The following is an 11162-nucleotide window of genomic DNA, read 5'->3' as shown; positions in this document are numbered from 1 at the left end:
CAGCGCGCACACCAGCGAGCGGGGCCGGCGGGCGGCGCAGGCGACGATCACGTGGGGCCCGCCCCCGCCGACGAAGACGGCGTCGGGGTCGGGCAGCGGTTCGAGCGCGGGCGGCGCCTGCCCCCGGGTGAGCGCCACCTTGACGCCGTGGCTCAGGACGTTCTCGCGCAGCCGGGCGCAGGCGTCGGCGTCGCGCTCGACGGCCATCACCGCGGCGCCGAACCTGGCGCACTCCACCGCGATCTCGCCGTTGCCCGCGCCCACGTCCCAGACCAGGTCGCCGAGCCGGGGCCCGAGCTTGGCGAGCACGTACGCGCGCACCTCGGCGGGCAGCCTGGACTCCAGCGGCAGCGCCCATCCGGCCGGTCCCGGCTGGGCGCCCGCCACCCAGCCGGGCTCCTTCCGGCGGTGCAGCGGGTCGATCACGAGCACCACGTCCGGGTCCTTCCACGGCCGGGTGGTGGCCTCGCCCATGCGGCTGTGGGTGACGCGCTCGTCGGGCCCGCCGAGGTCCTCGCAGACGACGAGCGCGCGCGGGGTGGTGGGGGCGAGCTCCCTGGCGATCTCGCCGGGGCCGACGCCGGGGGTGACGAGCAGCGCGACCTTGGGGTGCGCCCGGCAGGCGTTGACCACGCGGGCGAGCTGGTGGGGGCCGGCCGGGGCGACCACGAGGGCGTCGTCCCAGTCGAGCCCGGCGCAGGCGAAGGCGCGGGTGACGATCGAGGTGGCGGGCAGCACGTCGGGCTCCAGCCCGTGGCCGCGCAGCGTGCGCACCACGCCGAAGAAGCCGGGGTCGCCCTCGGCGATCACGACGGCCGGGCCCTCGCCCCGCTCCATGTGGGCGTCGAGGGCGTCGAGCAGGCCGCCGGGAGAGGCCGTGGCGGCGGACGGGGCCAGCCGCCGGGTCAGGTGGTCGGGGCCGATGACCAGCCTGGCGGCCTTCAGCCGGTCGACCGCCTTGGCCGACAGTCCCGAACCGTCCCACCCGACAACCGTGATCATGGGCCTCACCGTCCTCACCCACCAGATTGACGGTTGCACCACCGTTTCACCAAGAGGTCTCGCTCAGGAAAGGTCGGACGGGATCAGGCTGAAGACGACGAGGTCCTCGCCGCGCAGCGCGTTGCGTTCGACGCCCTCGCGGACGAAGCCCGCCTTCTCCGCGACCCGCTGGGAGGCGGGGTTGGACACCGCGGCCCGCAGCTTGAGCCGCTGGAAGCGCTGCTCGCGCAGCAGCCAGCGGGCGATGGCGGCGACGGCCTCGGTGGTGTAGCCCCGGCCGCGCGCCCACGGCGCGGCCATGTAGCCGATCTCGCACGACCGGTTGGCCCAGTCCACGTCCCTGAGGTCGACGTTGGCCGCGAACCGGCCGCCGGCCAGCTCTTCCACGGCCCAGGCGATGCCGTCGCCGCGCAGCCGCATCCGCTCGGAGGTCGCGACGAAGGCGCGGGCGTGGGCCTGGCCGTAGCGGCGCGGCACGCCGGTCATGGCCTGGGTGAGCGGGTCGGCGCCGGTGGCGGCCAGGTCCGGCACGTCCTTCTCGGCGGGCGGGCGGATGAGCAGCCGTTCGGTGCGCAGCTCGGCCCTGGGCAGGGTCTCGCCAGGGGTCCGGCCGTCGTCGCGGAGCATCCCGAAGATCACCAGATCGTGCGGCCCGTCGTCTTCGAGCACCGCGGCGCGCAGCACGCCTTCCCAGGTGAAGCCAGCTTTCCTGGCCACATGCAGGGACGGCAGGTTGTCCAAGTTGGCCGTCAGGTCGACGCGGCGCAGCGTGGTCTCGGCGAAGACGTACGCGACCAGCCCGCGCAGCGCCTCGGTGGCGAACCCGCGCCCCCGGTGGAGCGGGTGCACGCCGTAGCCGACCTCGGTGGTGCCGGCGCCCCACGCGGTCTTGAACAGGCTGATGGCGCCGACGATGAGCCCGTTCCCGTCCGTCATCGCCAGGTGGATGCCCTGGCCTGAGCGCTGGAGCTCGTGCACGCCGTTGGCGAGCCACTGGGAGACGGACGCCAGGTGACCCGGGGCGCCGGGAGGCAGGAACCGGACGCCCGACTCGACGACGGATCTGATCCGGTCCACGTCCGAGAGGCCGAACGGGCGCAGAACGAGCCGCTCGGTGGTGATGGTCAGCCGGGGATCGAACACGTCGGCAGCGTACACAATCAGCCATGTTTGCCCACGAAAGCGGGGGTAGGGGGGCGCAACGGGAGGAGCGATGATGAAAGAGCACAGCCCTCGCATGGACGAGCAGCGAAGGCACGAGCCGGACGGGTTCGACGGTCCCGACGGCAACCCACGCGGCGTCGGGACGGTGCCCGCCGAGGAGTGGCGGGAGCCCGAGCCGGGCCAGCTGGAGCGCGTGCACCGCTACACGCCCGGGCGGGGAGGCCCCGCAGGCGTCCGCGGCGACCTGGCCGCGTGGCTGAGCGACGCCGACTTCCCCGCCACCCCTTACGACCTGATGCGGCACGCCGAGCGGATGGGCGCCCCCGACGAGGTGGTCACGTTGCTGCGCGCGCTGCCGGCCCGCCGCTACATGACCGTGCCCGAGGTGTGCCGGGCCGTGGGACCCGGCGCGGCAAGGCGGAGGTGATGACACGTGCGACTCGACTTCATCCGGCCGCTCTACGAGCGCCCGGGGCCGTACGCGTCGGTGTACGTGGGCGGGCTCACCGCGCGGGACCGGTCCGCCCTGTGGACGAGCCTGTGTGACGAGCTGGAGCGGGCCGGCGGCACCGAGTCCGAGGCGCTGCGTGAGGAGGTGCTGAGCCCGGGACCGGGACGGGCGGTGTTCGCCGTGCACGGCGACGTGGTGCTGTCGGAGCCGCTGCCGGAGGCGCCCCGCCCGCTGGCGGCGTTCTCGCCGCTGCCGCTCGTCACTCCGATGCTGATGCAGCGGGGCGAGCGCGTGCCGCACCTGCGGGTGATCATCGACCACGCCGGCGCGGACGTCTCGGTGCACGGGAACGGCTCGCCGCGCAAGACGACCGTCGAGGCCGAGGAGTGGCCGCTGCAGAAGACCGCGCAGGGCGGCTTCTCCCAGCGGCACTACGAGAAGGCGGTGGAGGAGACCTGGGAGAAGAACGCCGTGGCCGTCGCCCAGGAGGTCGACGAGCAGGTGCGGCGCACCGACGCCCAGCTCGTGCTGGTGGCGGGCGAGCCGCATTCGCGCTCGCTGCTCTGCGACCACCTCGGCCCCCGGTCCACCGGCCGCATCCAGATGCTGGAACGCGGCCACCGCAACGCGACCGGCGGGTTCGAGCAGGACGTGGAGACCGCGCTCGGCGGCTGGCTGGACGACCGCAGGGCCGAGCTGCTGAACCGCCACGGCGAGCAGGACGGCCCGACCGGGGTGGCCCGGGTGGCGCAGGCGCTGCGCGAGGGCCGGGTGCACGCGCTGCTGATGCCCGGCGAGCTGCCGCGCACCGTCTGGATCGGCGAGGGGGCGACGCAGGTGTCGCGCGACGCCGGGGAGCTCCGCACGTGGGGGGTGGAGCACCCGGTGCAGGAGCGCGCCGACTCGGCCCTCGTCAGGGCGGCGGCGATGACCGACGCCGAGATCTGGTTCACCGACCAGGTGGAGGACGTCGCGGCGGTGCTCAGGTACTGACGATCACTTCCAGGGTCCTGGGGCCGTGCACGCCTTCGACCCGGTTCAGCTCGATGTCGCTGGTGGCGGACGGGCCGCTGATCCAGGTGAGCGGGCGTGACGGGTCGAGCCGGGCCACCGCCTCGGGGACGCCCGCCACGATCTGGCCGGCCAGCACCACGCACAGGTGGTAGTCGGGCACCAGCGTCTGCGCGCGGGTGCCCTGGCCGGGGCCGGTGTCGAGGACGATGGTGCCGGTCTCGGCGATGGCGACCGCGCAGCCGGTCACCACGCCGTCGGCGGCGTCCAGTTCGGCCAGCGACCCGCCGGCGGGCTCGGCGCCTTCCGACCACTCGGGCGGGAGTCCGTCGGGGATCACCATGCGGCGCCCCCGTACCAGCTCGGTGATCGCGGCGGGCACCTCGGCGGCGGGCAGCACGTGCACGATGGCGCGGTAGTCGCGCACCCGCTCGGCGAACAGGCCGGCCAGGTCGTCCACCGGCGGCGCGGTACGGTAGCCGCGCGGGATCTCCACCTCGGGCGCGCCGCGCACGGCCTGCCGGATCCGGCCGAGTATCTCCTCACGGGCGCCCATGCCGCTCCTCTCTTTCCCACCAGTCCCTGAACGGTTCTTCCGGGATGTCCGGCAGGTCGCGGGTGTCGGTCCAGGCCGACAGCGGGCCGGGCAGTCTCTTCGGCACCAGCTTGCGCAGCCGCGAGGCCAGTCGCTGGACCCCGGCCAGGCGGGCCCGGTCGCCGAACACCCAGCCGGCCAGCCGCATGCCCGCGCGCTCCGCGGCCCCGTGCGGGGCCTCGGCACGCAGGTGGACGAGCACCTCGGGGATGTCGATCGCCACCGGGCAGGCCTCGAAGCAGGCGCCGCACAGGCTGGACGCGTACGGGAGCGAGGCGTCCAGGTCGGAGCCCATGCCGCGCAGCTGCGGGGTGAGGATGGCGCCGATCGGGCCCGGGTAGACCGAGCCGTAGGCGTGACCGCCCGCCCGCTCGTACACGGGACACACGTTCAGGCAGGCCGAGCAGCGGATGCAGCGCAGCGCCTGGCGGCCCACCTCGTCGGCGAGCACGCCGGTGCGGCCGTTGTCGAGCAGCACCAGGTGGAACTCCTGGCCCTCGGCCGAGCCCGTCCAGGTGCTGGTGTAGGGGTTCATCCGCTCGCCGGTGGAGCTGCGCGGCAGCAGTTGCAGGAACACCTCGAGGTCGCGCCAGGACGGCACCAGCTTCTCGATGCCGACGACGCTGATGAGCGTCTCGGGCAGGCTCAGGCACATGCGGCCGTTGCCCTCGGACTCCAGCACCACGAGCGTGCCGGTCTCGGCGACCATGAAGTTGGCGCCGGAGATGGCGACCTTGCTCCTGAGGAACCGTTCGCGCAGGTGAAGGCGGGCGGCCTCGGTCAGCGCGGCGGGCTCGTCGGTGAGCCCTTCGGGGGCGTCGCCCATCCGGTCCAGGAAGATCTCGCGGATCTCGGCCCGGTTGCGGTGGATCGCCGGCACCAGGATGTGGCTGGGGAAGTCGTCGCCGAGCTGGACGATCAGCTCGGCCAGGTCGGTCTCGTAGGCGGCGATGCCGTGCTCGGCCAGCGCCTCGTTCAGGCCGATCTCCTGGGTGGCCATCGACTTGACCTTGACGACCTCGGTCTCGCCGGTGGCCTTGACCAGATCGGTGACGATGCGGTTGGCCTCGGCGGCGTCGCGCGCCCAGTGCACGTGGCCGCCCGCGTCCGTGACGGCCTCCTCCAGCTGGAGGAGGTAGCGGTCGAGGTGGCGCAGCGTCTCGTCCTTGATGGCCTTGCCGGCCGCGCGCAGTTCCTGCCAGTCGGGCAGCTCGCCGACGACGCTCGCGCGCCTGCCTCGGATCGTGTGGGTGGCTTTGCGGAGGTTGTAGCGAAGCTGCGAGTTCTGTACGGCTTTTTCAGCATTATTCGGGAAACTCCCGGGCATGCCGAGGAACGTGGCGCTCATCCGCCCGCCTCCGTGGCGGCCAGGATCTCCGCGATGTGCATCACCCGTACCCCCGTCTTCTGGCGGGCCAGCGTGCCGCCGATGTGCATCAGGCAGGAGTTGTCGGCCGCGCACAGCACCTCGGCGCCGGTGCCGAGCACGTTGCGCGCCTTGTCGGCGCCCATGGCGGCGGAGACGGCCGCGTTCTTCATCGCGAACGTGCCGCCGAAGCCGCAGCACTCCTCGGCGCCCGGGAGCTGGACCAGCTCCAGCCCGCGCACCCGGCCCAGCAGCCGCACGGGGCGGTCGCCGAGGTGGAGCCCGCGCAGCGAGTGGCAGGTCGGGTGGTAGGTCACCCGGTGCGGGAAGTAGGCCCCCACGTCCTCGACCTTCAGCACGTCCAGCAGGAACTCGGTCAGCTCGTGCACCCGCGGCACCACCCGCCCGACGGCCGCCGCTCCCTTGCTGCCGGGCTTGACCAGCTTGGGGTACTGCTCCCGGATCATCGCGGCGCAGGACCCGGAGGGGACGACCACCGCCTCATAGCCGGCGAAGACCTCGGTGAAGTGGCGCGCCAGCCGCACGCCCTCCTGCGGGTAACCGGTGTTGAGGTGCATCTGCCCGCAGCAGGTCTGCGCGGCCGGGAAGTCGACCTCGCAGCCCAGCCGGCGCAGCAGCGACACGACGGCCTTGCCGGTGCCGGGGAAGAGCGTGTCGTTCACGCACGTGAGAAACAGGGCGACTCGCACGCTTCTCCTTCCGGGTATGGTCTGACCACAGTATGGTCAGACCATAGAGGAACGCAATCCTCGAAGGAGGTCCCGTTGCCTGATACCCGCCCGAAGCGGACCCGCACGTTCGAGGACGTGCTCGCCCAGCTGGAGCGCCGGATCGCGGACGACGGGCTGACCGCGGGCGACCGGCTGCCCGCGGAGCGGCAGCTCGCCGAGGAGCTCGGCGTGAGCCGCTCGTCGGTGCGCGAGGCGATGCGCGTGCTGGAGACGCTCGGCGTGGTGACGTCCCAGGTCGGGCGGGGGCCGGACGCGGGCGCGGTGCTGATCTCCCGGCCCGACCACACGCTGACCGACCTGCTGAGGCTGCACCTCGGGCTGGCCAGCCTGGAGCCGCGCGAGGTGATCGACACCCGGCTGATGATCGAGCGCTGGGCGGCCGCCCGCGCCGCCTCGGCCGCCGCGGACACCTCCGCGCTCGCCGTCGCGCTGGCGGGGATGGACGCGGCGCGGTCGGCGGAGGAGTTCGTCGAGCACGACACCGCCTTCCACTGCGCGATCGCGGACGCGTCCGGCAACCGGCTGATCGCCGCGTTCATGCGCTCGCTGCGCGACTCCATGCGGCGGCACGCGGTGGAAGCCGTCGAACAGCTGGGCGACACGACGGTGCTGCGCGCCGGGCACGTGCGCATCCTCGCCGCGATCCGCGCGGCCGACCCGGAGGAAGCGGCCCGCGCGGTCGCCGACCACCTGGCGGACGCCTACCCGTCGCTGTTCTGACAGTCAGCCGGGGGTCAGGGTGTCGGCGACCCGGCAGGCCGCGCCCGAGCAGGAACGCATCGCGTCCAGCCGGGCCCGCAGGTCCTTCAGCAGCCCGGGGTTCGCGCAGGCGGCGAGGTTGTGCAGCTGGTAGGGGTCCTTGCGCAGGTCGTAGAGTTGCTCCTCCCCCGTCTCGTACGCGACGTAGAGGTGGCGGCGGGTCCGCACGGCACGGTAGCCGGGCACCGGCGTCTGCGCGGCCGACCGGCGGTTGGCCGGTCTGGCGAACTCGACGAGCACGTTCTCCCGCCACCCGGCCGGCCGCCCGCCGCGCAGCAGCGGCGTCATCGACCGGCCTTCGGCGAACGGCGGCACCCGCGCCCCGCCCAGCTCCGCGATGGTGGGGGCCAGGTCGACGGTGGCGCTGAGCTCCCCGGCCGACGCCCCGGCCGGCAAGCCGGGCCCGCGCACCACCAGCGGCACCCGGATCGCCTCCTCGAACGGCGTGGTCTTTCCCTGAGCCAGCCGGTGCGTGCCCAGGTGGAACCCGTTGTCGGAGGTGAAGAACACGTACGTGTCACGCAGCCGGCCAGTCTTCGCCAGCGCGTCCATCACCGAGCCCACGAGGTCGTCCACCCCCAGCATGGCCCGCAGCCTGGTGCGGTACAGCTGGTCGGCCCTGTCCATCTCGCTCTGGCTCAGCGGGGGCCGGTCGCGCAGCCAGGCTGGCTCCTTGCTCACGTCCTCCTGGTTGAACGACGGCGGCCTGGGCGCCGTGGCCTGGGTGAACGCCTCCGCGTGCCGTACCGGAGGGTTGGCCGGCAGGTGGGGCGCGACCGGCGCCAGGAAGAGGAAGAACGGCCGCCCGTCCGCGGCGATGAAGTCGCTCGCCTTGCCGGCCAGCACGTCGGCGAGGTGGTCATGCTCGCCCCAGCCGTACTCGACCGGCCGGCCGTCGCTGTTGAGCCGGTAGCCGTACTCGTTGTAGAGGCCGCGCACGGGCACGTGCCAGGTGTCCCAGCCGGGCGGCACGTACGTCTCGGGCATCGGGCCTGGGTAGTGGTTGAGGTACTTGCCCATGTACGCGGTGCGATACCCGGCATCCTGCATCCAAGTCCCGATAGTGGAACGTTCCAGACCCAAGCCGTTGAAGCGCTCAAATCCCCCTTCCGGGGCGGTGTTCGTCCATACGCCATGACTGTGGACGTACTGGGAGCGCAGGATGGACGAGCGCGACGGGCAGCACCAGGAGTCGGCCGTGAAGAACCGGTCGAACGACATGCCCTGCTGCACCAGATGGCGGGTGATCTGGGGAAAGTGCGCGAGGGTCCCGGCCTCCAGGTCGTCGGCCATGATGACCACGATGTTCGGCGACCTCCGGGAGGCGCCCGTGGGCTCGGCCGTGAGCGACAGCAGGAGCAGGACGCAGGCCAGACAGCGCAGGAGCACAGGGTCAGGCTTCCCCTGCCGACGACGCATTGACACCCCCGCCGCGGCCGGGGGTAATAGAACTAGATTCCGGAGGTGTCGATGAAGCTCGGCCTGAACGTCGGTTACTGGCAGCGCCACGCCGACGACGCGACCGAGTCGGTGCTGGCCGCCGAACGGCTCGGCTACGACTCGGTGTGGACCGCGGAGGCGTACGGCACCGACGTGTTCACGCCGCTGGCCTGGTACGGGGCGCGCACGTCGCGGATCAAGCTGGGCACCTCCGTCGCCCAGCTCTCCGCCCGCCCACCGGTCACCACGGCCATGACCGCCATGACGCTCGACCACCTGACGGGCGGCCGGCTGCTGCTCGGCGTGGGCGCGTCCGGGCCGCAGGTGGTCGAGGGCTGGTACGGCCAGCCGTTCGCCAAACCGCTGGCCCGTACGCGCGAGTACGTCGAGATCATGCGGAAGGTGTGGCGCCGCGAGGAGCCCGTGACCAGCGACGGCCCGCACTACCCGCTCCCCCTGCCCGGCGGCCTGGGCAAGCCGCTCAAGCTCATCACCCACCCGCTGCGCGAGGACATCCCCGTCTACCTGGGCGCCGAGGGCCCGAAGAACGTCGCACTCGCCGCCGAGGTCGCCCAGGGCTGGCTCCCGCTCTTCGCGTTCCCTTCCAAGATCGAGGAGATGTACGGCGACGCGCTCTCCTCGCGCGACCCCGACTTCGACATCGCGGCCATGGTCATGGTGATCATCTCCGACGACGTGCGGGCGGCGCTCGACGGGGTCAAGATGATGCTGACCCTGTACATCGGCGGCATGGGGGCCAGGCACCGCAACTTCCACGCCGACATCATCGGCCGGATGGGCTACGCCGAGGCCGCCGAGCACATCCAGGCGCTCTACCTGGCGGGCCGCAAGGACGAGGCGTTCCGCGCCATCCCGGACGAGCTGGCCGACGGCATCTCCCTGGTCGGCCCGCCGGGGCGGATCAAGGAACGCCTGGAGCCGTGGCACAAGTCGCCGGTCACGTCGCTGCTCGTGATGGGCCCGCGCGACGAGCCGTCCCTACGGACCGTCCGCGACCTGGTGCTCAGCTGAGCGGAGGACCCCGCCGCAGCGGGCTGAATCGTCATCGCTCAACACAGGAGTGATGACAGTATGTGATTATGCGCGCACCCCGAGCGAAATCTTTCAATACCGCGGGCCCGTGTGACCCCCGGCTCCACTACATGATCCCGCCCACGCCCCGGCTTCCCGAGGCTCGGACGCTGATCGACATGGATCGCTCCTTCGTGGTCCACGCGCCTCGGCAGACCGGCAAGACGACGGGTCTGCGCACCCTGGCGTCGGAGTTGACGGCCGAGGGGGACATCGCGGCTCTGGCGTTCTCCTGCGAGCGCGCCAAGGTGGCCGGCGACGACGTCGGCTGGGGAGAGTCGATCCTGCTGAAATCCATCCGCGAGGCCGCCGAGCGATCGGGCTGGCCGAAGAAACTGCTCCCGCCGGACCCCTGGCCGGAGGCTACGCCGGGCACCCGATTCGGTACGGGTCTGAGCGCGTGGTGCCGCCGCAGCCGGCGCCGGGTGGTGCTGTTCTTCGACGAGATCGACGCCCTGCAGGGCAGCAGCCTGGTCAGCTTCCTCTGCCAGCTCAGGGACGGTCACAACGCCCGCCCGGACGGGCACCCGTTCCCCTCTTCTGTGATCCTGTGCGGGCTGCGCGACGTCCGCGACTACAAGACCGCCGTGGGTGCCGACCCGGGCCGGTGCAACCCCACCAGCCCGTTCAACATCGTCACCGACTCGCTGCGCCTGGGCGACTTCACCGCCGGCCAGATCGGCGAGCTGTACGGCCAGCACACCGAGGCGACCGGACAGGAGTTCACCAAGGACGCGGTGGACCGAGTGTTCGAGCTGACGCAGGGGCAGCCGTGGCTGGTCAACGCTTTGGCCCACGAAATCGTCTTCAAGATGGGGGTGACCGATGCCGTCACCGTGGCACGGGTGGATGAGGCCAAGGAGCGGCTGATCCGGACACGCGCCATCCACCTGGACTCCCTGGCCGCGCGGTTGCACGAGCCCAGGGTCAAGCGGGTGATGGAACCGATCGTGGCCGGCGACCTCTACACCGACTCCGCCTTGTCCGACGATTTGTCCTACGTCCGTGACCTGGGGCTGATCAAACAGAAACCCCCGCTGGAGGTGGCCAACCCGATCTACCGGGAGGTCATCCTGCGCGTGCTGGGCGATGCATCGCAACAGAACGTGCGCGCGGATCCGCGGAGTTTCGTGCTGCCGGACGGCCGGTTCGACCTGCCCCGGCTGCTGGAGGAGTTCGTGGTCTTCTGGCGCGAGCACGGTGAGGTGCTCATCCGTCAGGAGAACTACCACGAGGCCGCCTGCCAGATCATCCTCATGGCCTTCCTGCACCGGCTGGTCAACGGCGGAGGCTATCTCGACCGGGAGTACGCCGCCGGCACCAAACGCCTGGACGTGCTCGTCCGCTGGCCCTACACCGGCCCCGGCGGCGAGCGGCTGGTGCAGCGCGAAGCGATGGAGCTGAAGGTCTGGCGAGCAGGCAAGGACGACCCGCTGACCGAAGGGCTGGCCCAGCTCGACGGATATCTGGACCGGCTCAGCCTCACCACCGGCGTCCTGGTGATCTTCGACCGGCGCCCCGAGGCCCCGC

11 protein-coding genes are annotated in these 11162 nt (G+C 72.2%); 5 read left to right on the top strand and 6 right to left on the bottom strand.

Going from position 1 to position 11162, the window contains the following annotated elements; translation table 11 throughout:
• Nucleotides 1-1002 (bottom strand): bifunctional cobalt-precorrin-7 (C(5))-methyltransferase/cobalt-precorrin-6B (C(15))-methyltransferase (locus KME79_RS43800; RefSeq protein WP_219552509.1); only part of this gene is annotated, 1002 nt, incomplete at its 3' end.
• Between the two features lie 63 nt (nt 1003-1065).
• Nucleotides 1066-2145 carry a GNAT family N-acetyltransferase gene (locus tag KME79_RS43795; protein ID WP_219552507.1) on the bottom strand — a complete coding sequence of 360 codons (1080 nt, stop codon included), beginning with the start codon at nt 2143-2145 and terminating at the stop codon, nt 1066-1068.
• Between the two features lie 94 nt (nt 2146-2239).
• Between KME79_RS43795 and KME79_RS43790 the strand changes: the two genes are divergently transcribed.
• Both KME79_RS43790 and KME79_RS43785 read left to right on the top strand, forming a co-directional pair.
• The gene (locus KME79_RS43790) at nt 2240-2593 is read left to right on the top strand and encodes a DUF2795 domain-containing protein (RefSeq protein WP_219552505.1); all 354 of its coding nucleotides are present in this window, start codon (nt 2240-2242) and stop codon (nt 2591-2593) included.
• A 6-nt stretch (nt 2594-2599) separates the two neighbouring features.
• Nucleotides 2600-3610: a baeRF2 domain-containing protein gene (locus KME79_RS43785; protein WP_219552503.1), complete on the top strand. Its 1011-nt coding sequence runs from the start codon at nt 2600-2602 to the stop codon at nt 3608-3610.
• On the opposite strand, the gene KME79_RS43780 is transcribed toward KME79_RS43785, so the two are convergent.
• The 3 genes from KME79_RS43780 to KME79_RS43770 are packed head-to-tail and all read right to left on the bottom strand — an operon-like array spanning nt 3600 to nt 6299.
• Nucleotides 3600-4184: a LutC/YkgG family protein gene (locus tag KME79_RS43780; RefSeq protein ID WP_219552501.1), complete on the bottom strand. Its 585-nt coding sequence runs from the start codon at nt 4182-4184 to the stop codon at nt 3600-3602. The genes KME79_RS43785 and KME79_RS43780 overlap by 11 nt on opposite strands.
• Complete coding sequence (locus KME79_RS43775) at nt 4171-5571, bottom strand: lactate utilization protein B (RefSeq protein WP_219552499.1); 1401 nt, start codon at nt 5569-5571, stop codon at nt 4171-4173. Before KME79_RS43775 ends, KME79_RS43780 begins: the two co-directional genes overlap by 14 nt.
• Nucleotides 5568-6299, bottom strand: a complete 732-nt coding sequence (locus KME79_RS43770; protein WP_219552497.1) for a (Fe-S)-binding protein — start codon at nt 6297-6299, stop codon at nt 5568-5570. Before KME79_RS43770 ends, KME79_RS43775 begins: the two co-directional genes overlap by 4 nt.
• A 75-nt stretch (nt 6300-6374) precedes the next feature.
• Here KME79_RS43770 and KME79_RS43765 point away from each other — a divergent pair, with 75 nt between their 5' ends.
• Nucleotides 6375-7061: a FadR/GntR family transcriptional regulator gene (locus KME79_RS43765; protein ID WP_219552495.1), complete on the top strand. Its 687-nt coding sequence runs from the start codon at nt 6375-6377 to the stop codon at nt 7059-7061.
• Between the two features lie 3 nt (nt 7062-7064).
• Here the strand turns inward: KME79_RS43765 and KME79_RS43760 are convergent, their stop codons facing one another.
• On the bottom strand, nt 7065-8489 hold the full coding sequence (locus KME79_RS43760) for a sulfatase family protein (protein ID WP_308249274.1): 1425 nt from the start codon (nt 8487-8489) through the stop codon (nt 7065-7067).
• 81 nt (nt 8490-8570) lie between these two features.
• Here KME79_RS43760 and KME79_RS43755 point away from each other — a divergent pair, with 81 nt between their 5' ends.
• Entirely contained in the window at nt 8571-9572 is a 1002-nt protein-coding gene (locus tag KME79_RS43755) for an LLM class F420-dependent oxidoreductase (RefSeq protein ID WP_219552511.1), read from the top strand.
• 179 nt (nt 9573-9751) lie between these two features.
• Nucleotides 9752-11162 (top strand): ATP-binding protein (locus KME79_RS43750; protein ID WP_219552491.1); only part of this gene is annotated, 1411 nt, incomplete at its 3' end.

The organism is Nonomuraea harbinensis (genome assembly GCF_019396385.1).
Taxonomy (GTDB): domain Bacteria; phylum Actinomycetota; class Actinomycetes; order Streptosporangiales; family Streptosporangiaceae; genus Nonomuraea; species Nonomuraea ferruginea.
Note: the sequence above shows the minus strand (reverse complement) of the source record. Positions and strands in the feature narration are given on the sequence as shown.

Bases quoted from the DNA above. Each gene is read 5' to 3' on its own strand.
- KME79_RS43775 (WP_219552499.1), bottom strand. From the start codon at position 5,571: ATGAGCGCCACGTTCCTCGGCATGCCCGGGAGTTTCCCGAATAATGCT.
- KME79_RS43790 (WP_219552505.1), top strand. From the start codon at position 2,240: ATGGACGAGCAGCGAAGGCACGAGCCGGACGGGTTCGACGGTCCCGAC.
- KME79_RS43780 (WP_219552501.1), bottom strand. From the start codon at position 4,184: ATGGGCGCCCGTGAGGAGATACTCGGCCGGATCCGGCAGGCCGTGCGC.
- KME79_RS43755 (WP_219552511.1), top strand. From the start codon at position 8,571: ATGAAGCTCGGCCTGAACGTCGGTTACTGGCAGCGCCACGCCGACGAC.